Raw genomic sequence first — 18899 nt, 5'->3', positions numbered from 1 at the left:
GAATATCGTATAAACGATGTCTGTGATCACAAAGATAAAATAGCATCAACAAAAAAACGGCAATTCGGTGTGTGTTACGAAGCCATGCAGACGGCACTTAAATGGACGGTAACTGCATGGCTTTTTTTTAGCTTATTTGAACGGGTAAGTAATATAACCGCGTTCCATTTTTTCTTGTTTTACATCGTAATCGCTTGGTACGTCATTCGCAGCGATGAAGCCGTAGAAGATGTAACCCAGCAGAGTCAGGATAGAGCCGTAGAACACGGCAGTCTGACCACAAGCGTACACACCGTAGATACTGTAGATGGCAGCGAAAGCACCCACTACCGCACCAATCTTCCATTGGCTGGCACTGACGTGGTTTTTACGCAGCATAACAAACAGACCAGTTTGAGACAGTACGTATGGCACCATGTTGATGAACACAGACAGGTTCAGCAGGGTGTTGAACTGTTGTACGGTGTTCGGCGAAATACTCATGGTTGCCAGCAGCAACTCCAGCACCAGCATGATCAGCATACCGGCGATAGGTGCGTTGTATTTGTTCATTTTGCCGAAGATGCTTGGGAACAGCTTCATTTGTGCTGCCGCCCAAGATACTTGCGCGTTAGTGAACTGCCAAGCCAGCAGAGAACCGATACAGGCGATGATGGCCAGAGCACAAATCACTTGGCCCACAAACGGTGTGAACATCATGCTGAATACTAGACCGAACGGCGCACTGGATTTCGCCAGTTCAGCGTTAGGCACGATACCCTGAATTACGGTAGTTGAAGCGATGTACACGATAGCCACGGAAACGGTCGCCAGCATAACGGCCAGTGGTACGGTTTTTTCTGGGTTACGAACGGCGCCGGAGTTAGCACCTGCAGTTTCAATCCCCAAGAAGGCCCACAGAGTCAGAGCGATACCGGAAGAGATCCCGTCCATAGTGCCAACGTGGTGTGGGTTCCAGCCGGCGGCGAACAGTTCCGGTTTGAACCAGAACCAACCGATGATGGACAGACCTACCACAGGAATGATGATCCCCCATACAGTTACGCTGGAAATACCACCGGTGTATTTAGGACCCCAGAAGTTAGCTACCATGGTCAACACCAGAACGCCCACGACACCCCAGAAGGCGTGTACTGCAGATTCAGATAACCATGGGAAGAAAGGTTTCATGTAGCCAACCGCAGATACGGCAATCGCCACCGCACTGATGACCAAGCAAATATAATAGGTATAAGACGCGATGAAGAAGGAGGACTTACCGTGCGCTTCTTGTGAGTAGGCAGACATACCGCCATCACGGTGACAGAACATACCGCATTTTGCGTAAGTGTAAGCGATACACAGCGCACCCACGGTAGTGACCAGCCAGGAGAGCATGGTAATACCACCTGTACCGGCGAGGTTAGCCGGCAGCATGATAATACCGGAGCCCATCATGTTTACTGTTACCAGTACAGTGAGGCCCATAAGCCCCATTTTGTTATCATCTGAAGATGCCATAAAATTTATCTCTTTATTCGATAAACTTAATATTTATTCATCCAAAGTCACTAAAATGTGCACAAGATGTGCATAACTGAGGATGAGGAACCCTTATTTGTTGCTGCAGCGAAAACCCACACCAAGGATGTTAATAAATGAGATAACGGCGCAGGAATAATACCGTCATTGCATTTATGTTTTTGCTGAGAATAAGGCCATTAATGTTGATGCGTGAATAAACATTTCTGGCTCGATATACATCCCGGATATGAGTTGGTTTATTTTTTAACACAGCTGCATAGGGAAGAAAATAAAGGTCGAGAAAATCGGATTGTGCCTTGTGTCGCGTAATTATTTATGAATTTATGAATAATCAGTAATCCTGACGAAAAGTCGTTATTGTATGTGATCATCTTTAAATGTAATTTCACGCAACCAGATGTTTCTTTCCTTGCGCCGCCAGCGCTTTGTTTTATGTGTTGAAATAATCTTTTCTGTAACTGCGCGTAATTTATCCTTTCCTCTCTTTATTTTGTGTATTTCGTTGTACATAAGTGGTGTTTATTTATGCATGCCATTTATTGATGGTTTATTGCTGCGTACTGAATGAAGTGTAACTTGGTAGAAAAAGAAGGCTGAATGTTTATTGCCTCCTGTTTCAAGTTATGACAATGAATGCTCTATTTGTACAGTTAACTTTACGTCATTTGATAATGTCATTTACTGTGCCAGCGTAATTTTATTAATGGCGTGCTGTCGGAGAATTTGGTTTTCGGCGCCTTAATAAAATATTCCGCGATCAATATCACAAATAGCATTTTCATTAGGAAATTAAATATCAATTTTCTGCGGATAGGCTGGGCGCACTATTGAGCGATAAAACGCTGTGAAAATAGCGATTGGCAGCATTGCGTTGCCTGTATTTATCTCGTTTGCCGGATTTTTATGCATTTGAGTGCGCAGCCGCCGTGGCGCCCATACATGCTCTATCTTTTACTGTGGGGTCTCACATATTCCACCGTTATTACATGTGATGGCTATTACTCGTTGTGCTGGCGTGTTGGCGAGCGGATGCAGAGCGTGGCAGGTAGAGCCGGTCGACGAGTGGCGTTGGTGGATATGGGCCTAGAGGGGTTGACTCAATGCTTATTTAAGAGGGATGGCGATGAAAAAACCGTTAACGGCAGAGTTCTTCGGAACATTCTGGTTGGTCTTTGGGGGTTGTGGGAGCGCAATTTTGGCGGCTGCGTTTCCCGAATTAGGAATAGGATTTTTGGGGGTGGCATTCGCGTTTGGTTTGACCGTTGTCACCATGGCTTATGCGGTGGGCCATATTTCCGGTGGCCATTTTAACCCCGCAGTGACGATCGGCCTGTGTGCCGGAGGGCGTTTTCCGGCCTCTCGGGTATTGCCGTATATCATTGTGCAAATCGCAGGCGGCATAGCGGCCGCGGCAGTGCTGTATGTGATTGCTAGCGGTAAGGCCGGCTTTGATGCCACCACCAGTGGTTTTGCTGCTAATGGCTATGGTGAGCACTCCCCAGGTGGCTATACCTTAGCCGCCGCCATGACGGTTGAGTTTGTGCTGACGCTGTTTTTCCTGTTAGTGATCCACGGCTCAACTGATAAACGCGCACCGGCGGGATTTGCGCCATTGGCGATTGGCTTGGCGCTGACCTTGATCCACTTGATTAGCGTGCCGGTGACTAACACTTCGGTTAACCCTGCGCGCAGTATTGGCGTCGCGCTGTTCCAAGGAACATGGGCGCTGGAGCAGTTATGGGTCTTTTGCTTAATCCCAGTAGTAGGTGGGATTGCCGGCGGCGTGCTGTACCGGCTCTTACTGGAAACGCCTGACGGGAAATAACAGCGCGCGGAGTGCGGTGAGAGTGATATTTGGTTGTATCTTTCCCAAACGAGCTATCCAAGACAAGCCATGCAGTGAACGATTGCATGGCTTTTTCTTTTATACTGGTAAGCGTTAGATGCCAATGCACTGTTATTCGTATGCTTGGAGTACCGCATGCAAGTTAAGCCCGGCCGATTATCCGGTCTATTCCATATCTATCCGCAGGTCTACCGCGATGAGCGCGGTTATTTTCTGGAAGTGTTCGAAAAGCGCCGTTATCAGACGTTACTGGGGATCACTGACGAATTTGTGCAGGATAATCGTTCCTATTCGGCAGCCGGCGTGATCCGTGGTCTGCATTTTCAACAACACTATCCGCAAGGAAAATTGATCCGGGTGGTCAGTGGCGCAGTGTTTGATGTGGCGGTGGATTTGCGCGCCGATTCGGCAACCTTTGGCCAGTGGGAGAGTGTGGTGCTGTCGGCCGATGATCAGGCGCAGCTTTGGATCCCGCCGGGCTTTGCGCATGGCTTTGCCGTACTTTCGCCGCAGGGGGCGGAAGTGGAATACAAATGCACGGGCTATTATCACGCTGGCGATGAACGCTGTTTGCGCTGGGATGATCCGGCGTTACAGATCCCGTGGCCCGTTGAAACGCCAATCTTATCGGAAAAAGACCAACAGGGTCTGACGCTGGAGGCGTTACGCGCATGCGGGTGTTGCTGACCGGAAAAAATGGCCAGCTTGGGCAGGTACTTTGCGCTGCCGCTCCTGCTGAATGGGAGCTGTTGGCCTGCGATCGGCAAACGTTGGATATTACCCATCCTGAGCAAGTACAGCAGTGTGTCCGGCAGTGGCGACCGGATCTGATCATCAATGCTGCCGCTTTTACGCAGGTGGATGCAGCCGAGAGTGCGCAGCACGCCGCGTGGCAGGCCAATGTGGCGGGGCCGGCCCTGTTGGCGCGTGCCGCTCGTGACGTTGGCGCGACTTTACTGCATTTTTCGACCGACTATGTGTTTGCTGGCCAAAACGCAGTAAGCCTCGAGTTGGCAAATGACGTGGCCGAGGTATTTAACGAAACTGATACCCCGCAGCCCATCAATTATTACGGTTACAGTAAATGGCAGGGTGAGCTGCAGGTGCTAGATATCTTGCCGCAGGCTAGGGTGATTCGCACCGCGTGGTTATTCAGCCCATGTGGCCGTAATTTTGTGCGCACGATGCTGCATCTGGCGCTACGTCAGCCGGTTCTGCGCATCGTTAATGATCAACGAGGTTGTCCGACTAGCGCATTGCAGTTAGCCCGCTTTCTGCCCGCACTGACAGCGCCGTCTTTGCCGGGGGGGATTTATCATCTGGCCGGCTCGCCCACGGTCAGTTGGTTTGAATTTGCCGAAGCAATTTTTTGCTGTGCGCTGGCATGTGGCTGGCCGGCTGCGCGTTTACCTCGAATTGAGCCCATAGCATCAGCTGCGTTTGCTCAAGCAGCGCCGAGACCGTCCAGTAGCATATTGTGTAGCGAGCGCTCGCGGGCGGCGCTGTGTGCTCAATTACCGGCAGAGGACGCTGCCTCACTGACATTGGATTGGCGTCTGTCTCTGCCTGAGGTAGTACGCACCTTGCTGCGTAGCGATCCTGAACTGCAAGCGGTCTGTGCCTCGAGTTGATGGCCCACATCATGGATGTGAGGCAAGTTGAGCACACGTGATACCGCCTAATGGCTCGTCATTCCCTTTCTTTTATTATGGTTTTTGACACTGCACCAATAGCAACACTTGAACCGAACCGGCTATCTGAGGCATCCTGATGAGTGTTTTTGGCGTAACCTCAGGATGTCGGATGTCTTTATTACTTCACCCTTTGCATATTGAAGTGCTGTGTCAGCTGTCGGCCAGTTTCAGTTTACCGGTCGCGGCGTTGGCCCAACGGGTGGAGTCGCATTTTCCCTGGCTGCCCTCATCGTTACTGGAAGACGTGCTGACCGCCTTGCAGCAAGCCGAGCTGTTGGAGTGCGAAGGCAGCGAGTCAGAGCGCCACTATCTGTTAAGCCCGAACGGGGGGTGGGCGCTGCTGCGTTTATTGCAACGCGGTGAGCTGACTCTCGCCCGTTTACCCAGCAGTAACGATCCCTTGATGCAAGCGTGGCAGGCACTATTGCAGGCCGCACTCACCCCAGCGGCGGCATTGCCGTTATGTGATGCCGATAGCGGCTATTGGCTCGATATGCTGGCGGATGCCGAGTGGTTGTGGGCTGGTATTGGCTATCTTCCCGCGGAGTGGATCGCACCGTTTGCGCGTTATGCCTTGTTGCGCCAGATCCGCACCCAGTGTGAGCCGAATTTTTGGCAGCAGGCGCAAGCTGTGCTGGATACGCAGGGGTTAACGGCCTTGTATCAAGGCTGGACCGGGTGTGCGTTTTTATGTTCAGCCGGCACGTTACCGGCCAACCATTGGCTGCATCGCATTGCCCGCAGTGCGCCAGCCCAGCGCCAGTTGCCATCCGAGCAAGAGTTGCCGGTGGATGCGGTCTTCTCTCGTCTACTGGCGGCGCTATTGCTGCCAGCAGAGCGCGGTACTGCCGCTTTGACCCAGATCCAGCAACAGCTGCGAGCGGTAGAAAATTGGCCGGCGGCACACTACTGCGCGCGCCTGTTGGCCGCCGATGCCGACAGTGCTGACCGTCTGCTGGAGCTGCAGGGAGAGGAGCCACCACGCTGGGGCGATCTGCTCTTGTTTGCGCTGCGTGCCGTGCAGCAAGGCGCAGGCCCTGATGAACAGCGCCGCCAGCGCAGCGTGTTTGCCCATATCATGCGTTATCCGCCGCGCGCACCACTGATTGCGTTAACTCAAGCCTTATTACGGGCGTTGGCCGGAGAGCCGGCGACCTATTCACTCTTCAATTCACTGTTCCCTGACGGTTTACGTCGTCCGGTGGCGCCGGTGCCGGAGTTGTCTGAACCGACATTAGCGGACGAGATGGCCACCAATAGCAGCGCCGATGAGCGGGTGGTGTGGATCTTAGCGCCGAAAACCAAGCAGCTGACTGCGCGCATTCAAAAACGTGGCAAGAAGGGTTGGACCAAAGGGCGACAGGTCAGCATCTACAATCTGCGCTTAGAAGCCGAGCGTTTGCTGGATGAAGACGACCTGCGCGTCTATCGCGCCACTAACCCGCAAGAGCACTATTTTTATCGTGATGTGCTGGTGGATGAGCCGCTGCTGCAAGCGCTGAGTCGACATCCTCGGGTCTTATTGCCGGAGGGCGAGCGCCTGATTTTGTTGCCGCTGCAGCCTTTGGTGCGTTTGTTACCCGCGCAAGAAGGCGACGGAGTGCGTTGCCTGCTCAATCCGCGTTTGGCGGTGGAAGCCGGAACGCTGCGCCAAGTGGCGGCTACGGTATGGCAGTTTTATCAGTTGCCGGCGCCGTTAGTGCCGTTGTTGCGCTCATTGCAGCGCACCCCGAGTGATTTACCGCCGAGCGCGGTGGCATCCTTGCAGACATTGATTACCCGCTGGCCGCAGCAACCGTGGTACAGCGAGCATCCGCAATTACAGGGCAATGTGCAGGTCTCCGAGTGGTTGCCGACCCCATATCTGTGGCTGAACTGGAGCGGCGATACGCTGGAAATCCAGCTGACTACCCAGCCAGAGCAAGAGTGGCCGCATCCGCTTCCGCCTGGGCAAGGTGAAGCGTGGATCATGGATCCGCAAGATCATCTGCATTGGCTACGTCGTGATCTGGCGGCCGAACTGGCGCAAGCGCAGGTTTGGCAGCAGTTGTTCGCGACCGGTCAGCATAGCCATGGCGGCAGTGGCGAGCCGCCAACGCGCTGGCGCTGGCAAGGGGCCGAAGCAATTGCCATGTTGCACACTTTGCAGTCATGCCCAGAGCGGCACAGTGCGCGTTTGCTGTGGCACAAGGAAAGTCCGCGTGCCTATCGGGTCGATACCGACGATCTTAAGTTACGGGTCAATGACCGTGAGCAGTGGTTTGCCCTCGACGGTGAGCTGCAGCTGGAAGAGCTGAAACTGGCCTCACTGGATCAGCTACTGCGCCATGAGCCGCAAGCCTATATCACCTTGGATGACGGGCAAATTTTGTTGCTGACTGCTCGTTTGCAGCAGCAGTTGGCAACCTTGCGCCATTTGGTGGCGGCGGATCAAAGCTTTACCCAACAACTGGCCTTCCCGTTGCAGCAGTTACTGCAGCAGCAAGCGGTGCCGGGCGATCCACACTGGCAGGCGTTGACCGAACGCTGGCAGCAGCCGGTGGCGATTGCGCCAGATTTATTAGCGCCGCTGCGCGCCTATCAATGCGAAGGGGTACGCTGGTTGGCGCACCTGAGCGAACACGGCTTTGGCGCTTGTCTGGCCGATGACATGGGCCTTGGTAAAACGGTGCAGGCGCTAACGTTGCTGCGTTTACGGCGGCAACAAGGTCCAGCGCTGGTGGTGGTGCCGAAATCGGTCTTGCACAACTGGGCCTGCGAAGTGCAGCGCTTCGCCCCTGAGCTGGTGTTGCATGATGTGGAGCAAAGCGAAGATCGCCAGCAGCTGATTGCCAACGCGGGCGCTGGGGAAGTGATTATCATCAGTTATGGCTTGCTGGCGCGTTGTGCCAGTTGGCTCAGTGCGCGTGATTGGGCCACCGTGATTCTGGATGAAGCCCAGCAGATTAAAAACGCCAATACCCAGCGTGCGCGCTCGCTGTTCCGTTTGCGCGCGCAAGCGCGGATTGCCCTCAGTGGCACGCCCGTGGAAAACGACTTAACCGAACTGTGGAGTCTGTTCGCTTTTATTAACCCTGGGCTACTCGGCAGCAAAGCACAGTTTATGCGCCAATATGCTTCGGCCGTGCGTGACAGCGATAGCTTGCAACGTCTGCGCGCGCTGGTTTCGCCGTTTATTTTACGCCGCACTAAGCGTCAGGTGCTGACCGAACTGCCGGAGAAAACAGAAATCACCCACAGCGTAAGCTTAAGTGAGCAAGAGCGGGCGCTGTATGAACAGGCGCGTAATCAGACCTTACGGGAGCTGGCGGCAGAGCCTGAGCGTGGCGCGGGGATGACCTTGCTTTCTGGGCTGACGCGTTTGCGACAAATTTGCTGCCATCCGCAACTGTCATTCCCTGATTACCAAGGCAGTGCCAGTAAGCTGGAGGAAACCCTGTTGCTGGTGGAGGAAGCGCTGGCCGGCCAGCATCGGGTCCTGATTTTCAGCCAGTTCGTTGGTTTGCTGACGTTACTGCGCCATGAGTTAGAGGCGCGCGGCTTGGGGTACAGTTATCTGGATGGACGCAGTTCATCCACCGCCCGTCAGCAAGCGGTGGCCGATTTCAAACAAGGGAAGCACCCGTTATTCCTGATCAGCTTGAAAGCTGGCGGTACCGGTTTGAACCTGACCGAGGCCGATACGGTGATCCATCTGGATCCGTGGTGGAATCCGGCGGTCGAAGATCAGGCCAGCGATCGGGCGCACCGTATGGGGCAAACCCAGCCAGTCACGGTGTATCGCTTGGTCGCAGAAGATACGATCGAAGAGAAAATTGTTGCGCTGCACGCCGAAAAACGCGAGTTGGCAGACAAGGTGCTCAGTGGTCAGTCACAAGTTGATAAGCTCGATAGCGAGTTGTTGTATCAGCTGTTGACGGAATAGTTAGCCAATAAACTTGCCACGCAAGGAGGCGTGGTGATGCGGATGTCGCGCATGTACGTTGAGTGTAAGAATTGTCGTGTAAGTATCGTGTGGGTATTGGCATGCGGCAGGAAAGCAGGAAGCCAAGAAAAATAACGCAGAAAAAGAAAAGGAGGTTACTGTTACGTCCTATGTAACCTCAGAGAAACCTATCCCTGTACCGGCTTCTGTCCGGTGATGGTCAAATCCGGTTGCGGCACGCAATACTTCTGGCGTGATAGTGCAAACCGGTTACTTACAGGCGCATGCCTGCTCGTGATGACGTCTTGCTTGCCCTGATCGGGCATAACATCTGATGCTATTTTTTGCTGTGTTGCTGTGTTGCTGTGTTGCTGTGTTGCTGTGTTGCTGTGTAATGTCGACCAGACGCTGAGATTACAGCGCTTGAGCATTACGGATGTGCCAGTAAGCACGGGCTTTGCTAAATGCACGAGATACCAGAGCGATAGTGGCTTGTTGCTTCTGAGTACGGATAGCGCGTTGACGGATAATAGACAGTGTCATGATGATGCTCCTTTGTGTGATTCGCCTCTCGTTTCGGCTTAAAAACATCCTAGCTGAAACGTTACAGCCTTGCAAGAGTGTGATCGCATTAACACTAAAAAAATTTTGCGCTGTACTTTTGTCAGACCAAGGGAAAACGGTTTGGGTGTGCAAGGGCAGAAGGGGCGGTGGATTTATGTCATACTAAAACACGATAGGCTGTCATCAGCCCGGCTGATAATGCATGGCCGCGAAAACAGCGGGTGCATGATGACCGCTCACGGTGGTGTGGCGCTTGCCGCTCACCGTCGTGCCAACACTAACCGTGTGATATTAGGATGAACGATAAAAAACGCCTGCTCTGGTTGAGCTACAGTTTTGTACTGATCAGCCTGCTGGTCACGCTATTCTTTTTTTTGCATGCCCAGAGTCGCTATCTGCAGTATAAAACGTTACTGCTCAATGAAATCAACGCGGTGTTTCTCGACAGTTACGCCCAGTTGCGTAACCTCTATGTGGCTTATAACAATGTGCCGTTCTTACCGGCCAATGAGCTGCTCATGCGCAATAAGCAGTTTGCGCACATCAAATTTATCCCGCTACCGAATGCTGACTTACAAACATTACGGGCGCCAGATATCTTTGCCAATTTGCAGCAAATTAAGCAAAACCTCGATTTTATTACCCATAACCATTTGGCCACCTTGGGGTTGATCCAGTATGCGCGGGACTATGTGATCGTCACGCCTTATCGTCCGTACCATGATTTGCTGTTTTCGCGCCAAGCCGATCAAGCACTGCAGCAGATGAGTCGCATCGATCCTACTTGGCAACAGCGGCCGTACGATGCCGGTGATTTTCGCGGTTGTCGGGTGTATATCACCACGCCTTATCGGGAAAATTACTCGGGATTAAAATTGGTCAGCATGCTGATGCCGCTGTATACCGAGGGCAAGCTACAAGCGGTGGCGATTGCTGATATTCGGTCGATGATTTTCCGCCATATTACCGCCAGCTTTAACCAGCAGCACAACACCCAATTTTTTCTCAATGATGCCAATACGCCGGACAGTTTTTTGCTCCCGTGCTCGCAGCAGCGCATCAATATTGCTTACAGCAAGCTGTCGTTATTGTCGGCCAGTGATTTGCTGATTGCGCTCGCCAGCGCCAGCACGTTGGTGCTGCTGCTGGCATGGGTGCTGCGGGTGAAAAATAAAATTTATCGCGATGAGCTGACGGGGCTGCATAATCGTTATTACGTCAACGATCACCTGCGCCGCTTACCCAGTGGCTTTAGCGTGTTGGTGCTAGATGTGGACAACTTCAAGCAGGTCAATGATCGACATGGGCATGCAATTGGCGATCAGGTACTGCAGACCATTGCGCAGGTGCTGCAAAACCTCACCCGTGATGATGATATTGTCGCGCGTTGGGGCGGTGAGGAGTTTTTACTGCTGCTGATGACCGATCGCGAAGATACGGTACGCCATCGTGCCGAATTGATCCGGCGCACCATTGCCGATGAGTCGGCGCTGACCGGCTTGCCGGTTACGGTGTCGATCGGGGTGTGTATCGCGCGGGCGCAGGCGTTTGAGACCGCCTTTAAACTGGCCGATGACTGCTTGTATGAGTCCAAGCGTAATGGCAAAAATCAGGTCACGGTCAGCCATTTATTCTGACCGTGCCCTGCAGCTTATGGGCGAACGTCACGCAAGATCGGATTTTGCAGGGAAATTAGGGTTTCGGTGGACTGGATCTCATCGATATTTTGAATTTTGTTCACCAGCACATGCTGCAATTCATCAATCGAGCGGGTCATCACTTTGATGAAGATGCTGTAATTACCGGTGGTGTAGTAGGCTTCCACCACCTCTTCCAGCTCGCGCAGTTTATCCAGCGCGGAGGGGTAATCTTTGGCGCTCTTCAAATTGATGCCGATAAAGCAGCACACGTCATAACCGAGGCGCTTGGCGCTGACCTGCACGCGGGTGCCCTCGATAATGCCGGCTTGTTTCATCTTCTCGACGCGCACGTGGATCGTCCCGGCGCTGACGGCAAAGCGTTTGCCCAATTCGGCGTAAGGAGTACGCGCATTTTCCATCAGCGCGCTCAAAATCGATTTATCCAGATTATCGATCCGATAATTCTCGTGCATTTTTTATCCCTGATATTGGTTAATCATTAATATACAGCAGCATATTTTGTTGATATCTGTATGGCAAGGCTATTTTTATTGATGATTATTGAATTTGCTGTGCGTTTTATTGAAGAATCATCTACAGAGATGACGGGTTACCGTCGATAAGATTAAACAAGAATGTACGGGGCCTTGCACGATGAACAAGTCATTTATCCAACGTCAGCAGCAAATCAGTTTTGTGAAAGATTTCTTCTCCCGCCAGCTGGCCCATCAGTTAGGTCTGGTGGAAGTGCAGGGCCCGATTTTAAGTCAGGTGGGCGACGGTATTCAGGATAACCTGTCCGGTAGCGAGCAAGCGGTGCAGGTGAAGGTTAAAACTTTGCCGCAGGCGCAGTTTGAAGTGGTGCACTCGCTGGCCAAGTGGAAGCGTCACACGCTGGGCCGTTACGGTTTTGCCGCTGGTGAAGGGCTGTATACCCACATGAAAGCGCTGCGTCCGGACGAAGATCGTCTGTCGGCTATCCACTCGGTGTATGTGGATCAGTGGGATTGGGAGCGCGTGATGGCTGACGGTGAGCGCACTCCAGCCTATCTGCAGCAGACGGTTCGCAAGATTTATCAGGCCATCTGCCTGACTGAAAAAGCGGTGTGCGCCGAGTATGGTTTGACGCCGTTCCTGCCTGCTGACATTCATTTCATGCACAGCGAGCAATTACTGCAGCGCTACCCAACTTTGAGCGCCAAAGAGCGTGAGCGTGCGATTGCTAAAGAGCTGGGCGCCGTGTTCCTGATGGGTATTGGCGGCACCTTGTCTGACGGTCAGGCCCATGATTGCCGCGCCCCTGATTACGATGATTGGAGCTCGGCGGGTGTGGATGGCTTGGCCGGTTTGAACGGTGACATTCTGGTGTGGAACCCGGTGCTGGATGATGTGCTGGAGCTGTCATCGATGGGTATTCGTGTCGATGCTGACGCTCTGCGTCGTCAGGTAGCACTGACTGGGGATGAGGATCGCTTGCAACAAGCGTGGCACCAGAGTCTGCTGGCCGGTCATATGCCACAGACCATCGGTGGCGGGATTGGGCAATCACGTCTGACCATGCTGCTGCTGCAACGTCCGCACATTGGTCAGGTACAGTGTGGCGTGTGGGCGCCAGAGCTGCATCAGCAAATCGAAGGTCTGCTGTAAGTTCGCGTGAGTTTGCACAAGTTCGGCCGTCGGTAACGTTCGGTGTTGTACGGTGCGAAGGCTTCGGTGGAAGTGGAAAAGTAAGCAATGACGCGGTCAGTAAACAAGAGATCGCGGCAAAAGTTGTTGGGTAATGGGTAATTTTATCGCTGCTAGACAGGCGATCGGGAAACCCACCGTAGTGAGCCGTTCACTGCGGTGGGTCTTTTTTTGCCTGTCGTTCAGGGCGTTGGGCGTAAGCGCCACATCGATCTCCGGTGTTACAGCAAGCCTTCAGCCTGTAAGGTGGCTTGTACCGCAGGGCGCGCCTGAATACGGCTTAAGTACGCTTGTACTTGCGGGTAGGGCGCGAGATCGATATGCAGCCACTTGGCCCAGCCTAAAATGGTGAACAGGTAGGCGTCGGCAATGCTAAAGGCATCGCCACACGCGTACGGCGCGTCAGTCAGTTGCTGATTGAGGCCCTCAAGCTGACCGGCGATCCGCTGTAAGACCTGCTGGCGATAATCTGCCGGCATGGCAGGATTAAACAGGCCGCCCCAGCCTTTATGCAGCTCGGTGGCGATAAAGTTCAGCACTTCCAGTAGATGGTAGTGAGCGCGGGTGCCGGGCGCGGGCTGCAATCCGGCCTCTGGGCATTGATCGGCTAAGTACTGCACAATGGCTACCCCTTCGGTCAAGATGCTGCCGTCATCCAGTTGCAGGGTCGGCACCTGTCCTTTGGGGTTGATGAGGCGAAAATCGCTGCCGTGTTCGGTTTGCTTGGTTTTCAGGTCCACTTTTTCTAGGGTGTGGGCCAAACCTAACTCGTTAAGCACGATATGTGGAGAGAGCGAGCAGGCGCCCGGGGTGTAAAACAGTTTCATGTGACAGCTCCTTACGTGAGCGAACCGGTCGGGTTGATGGCCGGTGCGCGTCCAAAATGGCGGGTGGTGCCGGTAAATCACACAAAAAGAACAATAATGCAGCGAACGCGCGCTGGCTAGCGGAAAAAGTGCGAGAAAGTGATTGACGACCGGCGGGCAGGTGATTAATATGCGCGGCATTCGGTGAGTAGCGCAGTCCGGTAGCGCAACTGGTTTGGGACCAGTGGGTCGGAGGTTCGAATCCTCTCTCACCGACCAGAATTCTTGAAAACCCAGCCTTATGGCTGGGTTTTTTGCATTGGTGTTTTTGTATTGTTTTTTTGTATTGGAGTTTTGGCCCCTATCCTTCCTCGGTCTCATTGTTCTTTTCTCTTGGGCTTCCTGCCTGTTCGTTTTTCTTCCTGCCGCTATCTGGCATCTCTTCTCATGGCTAGATTTTAGGTTTCGGTGCGGAATGGTGATTCTGATGCAGTGCATCGGTTGCCATATACCTATCTTGTTTGTAGGCTTTTCTCGACAGATAACCCCAATAATCAGACATATAACTGCGTGTTTGTTCCATTTAATCCTTTTTAAGCAATGCTAAACTTCGCTGTCGTAGATCTAATTTATAAAAAGAACATACCAAGAGTAATGAGAGAGCGCTGGTTAATGGTGTGGCAGAATGCCGCGGCCAAGTTTTTTACTGCCCTGTTGCTGCTGACAGTTGCGGCGGTGGCGTTATACCCGGTGTTTGCCCATCGGGTGATCCGCATTGATGGCTTGAGTGCCGACAGTGTTGAACCGATAGATGATCGGGTGCGCGGTGGCACTTCTGAAGCGGTGGTGACGGTAGACAAAAATGGCCGGATTAATCTTGATTGTCAGCTAACCAAAGCGTACCGCTGGCCGTATTGTGAGGCATCACTGCTGGTGGCGGAGCCGGAGTCAGGGTTGGATTTGTCTAAGTTTGAGCGGATCCGCATTGCGCTGCGCTCGTCTGGTGAAGAGCCGCAGTTCTGGCGTTTGTACCTGCGTAATTACGATCCGGCCTATTCGCGCTGCGATGAGCCATTATCGCATAAGGTTAACGAGCTGATTGTGCGTCCTGCCGATACCGGCAATATGGTGGATGTACCGATGAGTGCGTTTCAGGTCGCCAGCTGGTGGATCAACGATTTTAAAGTGCCGGTACAACAAGCGTTGCCGCAATTTGATCGGGTCTTTCAGCTGGAGTTTGCCTCTAGCGAGGTGATGCCGGCTGGTGAGCATCGCTTGCAGGTGGATTATGTGGAGTTTCACGGCAAGTGGATTTCGCAAGAGCATTATTATCTGCTGATCATCGCGGTGTGGGTAGTGAGCATGCTGACCTATTTGTCGCTGATGCACGTGCAGATGCGCGCTCAGCTGCGCAGTGCTCGCCAGCGCCAGCAGCAGCTGTCAGAGCTGAACCTGATGCTGAAGCTGCGTAATGAAGAGGTGGAGTATCAGGCCAAATACGATCCGCTGACTGGGGCATTGAATCGCTACGGCGCACGCGCCTTGATGCTGGATATGTGGCGGCCGACCAAGGCCGAAACGGAAGGCGCGATGATTTTGCTGGATATCGACCACTTCAAGCGCATCAATGACACCTATGGCCATTTGGTCGGGGATGAAGTGTTGCAGCATCTGGCGCATCGTTGTCGCAGTCTAATCCCCGCCAATTGCCGTTTGGTGCGTTGGGGCGGAGAAGAGTTTATGTTGCTGTGCCCTGATATGACCTTGTACCGCGCGCAATATGTGGCTGAGCAGTTGCGCAGTGAGTTTGAGCAGACGATTTGGCCGCTCAATATTGCGGTGACCGCCTCGTTTGGGGTGGTGGAGTTGGGCGTGGGTGAGAATATGGCTGATACCATCTGCCGCGCCGATGTCGCCTTGTATCAGGCCAAGCAAAACGGGCGCAATTGTGTCTGCTTGGGCTAGCGCCGCGGCATGATGCACCACGTGATGCATAAAAAGCCCCGCCGATAGGTGGGGCTTTTTAGTGGGCGGATGTCCGTGGTGATTTACTGCGCCTGCGGCGGCTCAGGCGGTAGGTGGGTATTTTCCAACCAGACACCGAGGATGATTGCGCAGGCACAGGCCAGTAAAATGGCCAAAAACCATGCCAGATACCACATATTTGGCTACCTCTTCAGATGGTGTGGAGCGCGGCGGTTAATGCCAGCGCTCCCACGCGTTTAATACAGTTGATGATCATGTTGCTCGATGAAGTCAGCATGTAAGCGACCGAACATCTTGTAGTAGCACCATCCGGTGTACAGCAGCACGATCGGCAAGAAAATCGCCACGATAATCAGCATGATCTCCAGCGTTTCATGGCTGGATGTGCCATCCCACAAGGTCAGACTGGCGACCGGATTGAGGCTCGATGGCATCACAAACGGGAACAGGGTAAATCCCGCCGTGAGGATCACCCCAGCCTGAGTCAGCGAGGCGGTCAAAAAGGCCCAGCCAGACCAGCGGCGCGCACTGGTGAGCAAGGTCAGCAGCGACATCACGACCGCCAGTAGCGGGAAGACCAACATCCACGGATGCGTGATAAAGTTATTGGCCCACGCCCCCGGCATCACCGCGACGCTTTTCAGCAGCGGGTTAGACGGGCCATTGGGGTCTGCATGCAACAGCAGATAGCCCGGGATCCCCTCCATCAACCAGTAACCGGCCAGCAAGAAGCAGCACAGTAGCAGCCAGCCACTGCTGCGCGTGATCATGCGCGCACGCAGGTGCAGCACGCCGCCAGTTTTGAGCTGCAAATAGCAGCTGCCTTGCAGCAAGATCATGCACAGGCTGAGCAGGCCACACAGCAGGGAAAACGGATTGAGCAGCGCCCAAAAGGTGCCTTGGTAGCTGATATGCAGATTGTTATCTAAGGTAAACGGCACCCCTTGCAGCAGGTTACCGAACACCACACCGAACAGTATGGCCGGTACCGCGCTGCCGATAAACAGACCCCAATCCCACAGGTTACGCCAGCGGGCATCGGCAATTTTGCCGCGATAATCAAAGGCCAGCGGCCGGAAAAACAGGGCGCTGAGCAAGATGATCATGGCAGCATAAAAACCGGAGAACGCTGCGGCGTACACCAAAGGCCACGCGGCAAACAGCGCGCCGCCAGCTAAGATCAGCCATACCTGATTGCCTTCCCAGTGTGGGCCGACGCTGTTGAGTAAAATGCGTTTTTCGGTATCGTTAGCGGCAATAAATGGCAGCAGCGTACCGACCCCCATATCAAAGCCGTCGCTGACGGCAAAACCAATTAAGATCACGCCGATGATCAGCCACCAGATCAGGCGCAGAGTCTCGTAATCAAACATAGTCATCTCTCCTTAGGCCTGTGGACGGCTGGCTTGCTCCAGCGCATAGCGACCGGTGTGCAAACTGCTGGGGCCCAAGCGGGCGTATTTGATCATCAGGTAGACTTCAGCGATGAGGAACAGGGTGTACAGACCGCAAATCAACAAGATCGAGAACCATAACTGGCCGGCGGTTAACGCTGAGTTAGCGGCGGCAGTGGGTAAGACATCTTGAATCGCCCATGGTTGACGGCCAAATTCGGTCATGAACCAACCGGCCTCGATGCTAAACCACGGCAGCGGCAAGCTGTACAGACAAACGCGCAGTAGCCGTGGGGAGTCGGCCACTTTGCCGCGTACGGTTTGGATAATCGCCGCCAGCATCACCAACGCAATCAACATGCCGCAGCCAATCATGATGCGGAAACTCCAGAACACCGGAGCCACTTCGGGGATGCTGCCTTTCATGGCTGCTTGGTACTGTTCTGTGGTGACGTGTGTCATATCTGGCGCATACTGTTTCAGCAGCAGGCCAAAGCCCAAATCGGCTTTCACTTTGTCGAACGCGGCTTGGGTTTGTGCGTTGTTTTGGCCTTGATTGATTTGCTGGAGCAGTAAATAGGCTTCGCGGCCGCGCTCTAAGCGTGGCAAGGTCTCGTTCATCAGTGGAACCAGCCCAGGCACCGGTTTATCTAACGAGTGGGTGGCTAAAATCCCTAATAAGGCTGGGATCTTGATGGCAAAATCATTTTTTTGTGCGTCTTGGTTCGGCCAAGCGACTAAGTGAAACGGTGCCGGTGCTGGTGAGGTTTGCCATTCGCCTTCCATTGCTGCCAGTTTTACCGGCTGCACTTTGGCCACTTCAAACGCTGAGCTGTCACCCAGTTGAATCGCACCGAGGATCGACAGCATGCCAAAGCAGGCCGCGACCGAAAACGAGCGCAAGGCAAAGCCGCGATCACGACCGCGCAGCAGGTAATAGGCGCTGATCGCCATCACGAACATCGCGCCGGCCACATAACCGGCGGTGACGGTATGGACAAATTTGACCTGACTGACTGGGTTAAACACCAGATCGCTAAAACTGACCATCTCCATGCGCATGGTCTGGAAGTTGAAGCTGGCACCGGTGGGATACTGCATCCAGCCGTTGGCGTTTAAGATCCACAGCGCCGAGATATTGGAGCCGAAGGCCACCAACCAGGTGGCGAGCAGGTGCTGGTATTTATTCAGCCGCTCCCAGCCAAAGAAAAACATGCCGACAAAGGTGGATTCGAGGAAGAAGGCCATCAGGGCTTCCATCGCCAGCGGCGCGCCGAAAATATCCCCCACATAGTGTGAGTAATATGACCAGTTGGTCCCGAATTGGAACTCCATGGTCAGGCCGGTGGCGACACCAAGCGCAAAGTTAATCCCGAACAGCTTGCCCCAGAACTGGGTCATATCGCGGTAGACGGTTTTGCCGGTGACCACATACAAGCTTTCCATGATCACCAGCAAAAACGACAACCCGAGGGTTAAGGGTACAAATATAAAGTGATAGAGCGCGGTCAGGGCAAACTGTAGCCGCGATAGATCAACAACATCCCACATGTTGACTCCTTTCAGAACACCTGCCTGTGACACGCATAAACGTGACAAGCCATCAATGAGAACGCAAAACAGCGAGCGGGGCGCTAACCAGTTGGGCGTTACCCAGTACCGGCTCACTGATGCGCAATCACTGGCAACAGGCGTCCCTTGCGGTAGGGTAGAGCGTTGGCGGAGAAAACATAGTGTCGGGATACCGCTTGCGGTTGTTATTAACGGGTTGTTTCTTTTTTGGGTAAACGCTCATAGGTACTACAAAATGCTACCTACTAATTTAGTGGCGCGA

General features: G+C 53.5%; 14 protein-coding genes and 1 tRNA gene. 8 read left to right on the top strand and 7 right to left on the bottom strand.

The genetic code is table 11. The features are described from left to right. Positions 1-132: 132 nt before the first annotated feature. Complete coding sequence (potE, locus tag LQ901_RS13040) at positions 133-1500, bottom strand: putrescine-ornithine antiporter (protein ID WP_010862877.1); 1368 nt, start codon at positions 1498-1500, stop codon at positions 133-135. Between the two features lie 1147 nt (positions 1501-2647). Between potE and aqpZ the strand changes: the two genes are divergently transcribed. The 4 genes from aqpZ to LQ901_RS13020 all read left to right on the top strand — a co-directional run bounded on the left by aqpZ (position 2648) and on the right by LQ901_RS13020 (position 8989). Next, entirely contained in the window at positions 2648-3349 is a 702-nt protein-coding gene (aqpZ, locus tag LQ901_RS13035; protein ID WP_152136798.1) for an aquaporin Z, read from the top strand. Positions 3350-3505: 156 nt separating this feature from the next. Next, positions 3506-4057, top strand: a complete 552-nt coding sequence (gene rfbC / locus LQ901_RS13030; RefSeq protein WP_047709232.1) for a dTDP-4-dehydrorhamnose 3,5-epimerase — start codon at positions 3506-3508, stop codon at positions 4055-4057. Next, entirely contained in the window at positions 4042-5001 is a 960-nt protein-coding gene (rfbD, locus tag LQ901_RS13025; protein ID WP_152135416.1) for a dTDP-4-dehydrorhamnose reductase, read from the top strand. Before rfbC ends, rfbD begins: the two co-directional genes overlap by 16 nt. Before the next feature lie 172 nt (positions 5002-5173). After that, positions 5174-8989, top strand: coding sequence for a DEAD/DEAH box helicase (locus LQ901_RS13020; RefSeq protein WP_178088304.1), 3816 nt, complete (start codon positions 5174-5176; stop codon positions 8987-8989). Positions 8990-9403: 414 nt separating this feature from the next. Here LQ901_RS13020 and LQ901_RS16780 read toward each other — a convergent pair whose 3' ends face one another. After that, positions 9404-9532: a hypothetical protein gene (locus LQ901_RS16780; RefSeq protein ID WP_255359295.1), complete on the bottom strand. Its 129-nt coding sequence runs from the start codon at positions 9530-9532 to the stop codon at positions 9404-9406. Positions 9533-9849: 317 nt separating this feature from the next. Here LQ901_RS16780 and LQ901_RS13015 point away from each other — a divergent pair, with 317 nt between their 5' ends. Next, the gene (locus LQ901_RS13015) at positions 9850-11190 is read left to right on the top strand and encodes a GGDEF domain-containing protein (protein WP_010862871.1); all 1341 of its coding nucleotides are present in this window, start codon (positions 9850-9852) and stop codon (positions 11188-11190) included. 14 nt (positions 11191-11204) lie between these two features. Here the strand turns inward: LQ901_RS13015 and asnC are convergent, their stop codons facing one another. Beyond that, entirely contained in the window at positions 11205-11666 is a 462-nt protein-coding gene (asnC, locus tag LQ901_RS13010; RefSeq protein ID WP_010862870.1) for a transcriptional regulator AsnC, read from the bottom strand. Between the two features lie 181 nt (positions 11667-11847). Between asnC and asnA the strand changes: the two genes are divergently transcribed. Then, positions 11848-12840 (top strand): aspartate--ammonia ligase, encoded by a 993-nt coding sequence (gene asnA / locus LQ901_RS13005; protein ID WP_039046425.1) that lies wholly within the window; start codon positions 11848-11850, stop codon positions 12838-12840. Between the two features lie 260 nt (positions 12841-13100). Here asnA and gstA read toward each other — a convergent pair whose 3' ends face one another. Continuing rightward, complete coding sequence (gene gstA / locus LQ901_RS13000) at positions 13101-13706, bottom strand: glutathione transferase GstA (protein ID WP_039046426.1); 606 nt, start codon at positions 13704-13706, stop codon at positions 13101-13103. A gap of 181 nt (positions 13707-13887) precedes the next feature. Here gstA and LQ901_RS12995 point away from each other — a divergent pair. Further along, positions 13888-13964, top strand: a tRNA-Pro gene (locus tag LQ901_RS12995). A 393-nt stretch (positions 13965-14357) separates the two neighbouring features. Then, positions 14358-15650: a GGDEF domain-containing protein gene (locus tag LQ901_RS12990; RefSeq protein WP_010862867.1), complete on the top strand. Its 1293-nt coding sequence runs from the start codon at positions 14358-14360 to the stop codon at positions 15648-15650. 83 nt (positions 15651-15733) lie between these two features. On the opposite strand, the gene cydX is transcribed toward LQ901_RS12990, so the two are convergent. Genes cydX through LQ901_RS12975 form a run of 3 tightly spaced genes read right to left on the bottom strand, consistent with a single transcriptional unit; the run spans position 15734 to position 18616 of the window. Then, positions 15734-15847, bottom strand: a complete 114-nt coding sequence (cydX, locus tag LQ901_RS12985) for a cytochrome bd-I oxidase subunit CydX (RefSeq protein ID WP_010862866.1) — start codon at positions 15845-15847, stop codon at positions 15734-15736. A gap of 60 nt (positions 15848-15907) precedes the next feature. After that, a complete protein-coding gene (gene cydB, locus LQ901_RS12980; RefSeq protein WP_233672314.1) occupies positions 15908-17044 on the bottom strand; it encodes a cytochrome d ubiquinol oxidase subunit II in 1137 nt (378 codons plus the stop codon). A gap of 12 nt (positions 17045-17056) precedes the next feature. Continuing rightward, positions 17057-18616, bottom strand: coding sequence for a cytochrome ubiquinol oxidase subunit I (locus LQ901_RS12975; RefSeq protein ID WP_039046428.1), 1560 nt, complete (start codon positions 18614-18616; stop codon positions 17057-17059). Positions 18617-18899 lie beyond the last annotated feature (283 nt).

The organism is Plesiomonas sp. PI-19 (assembly GCF_021368255.1).
GTDB classification, from domain to species: Bacteria; Pseudomonadota; Gammaproteobacteria; order Enterobacterales; family CAMTGL01; genus Plesiomonas; species Plesiomonas shigelloides.
Note: the sequence above shows the minus strand (reverse complement) of the source record. Positions and strands in the feature narration are given on the sequence as shown.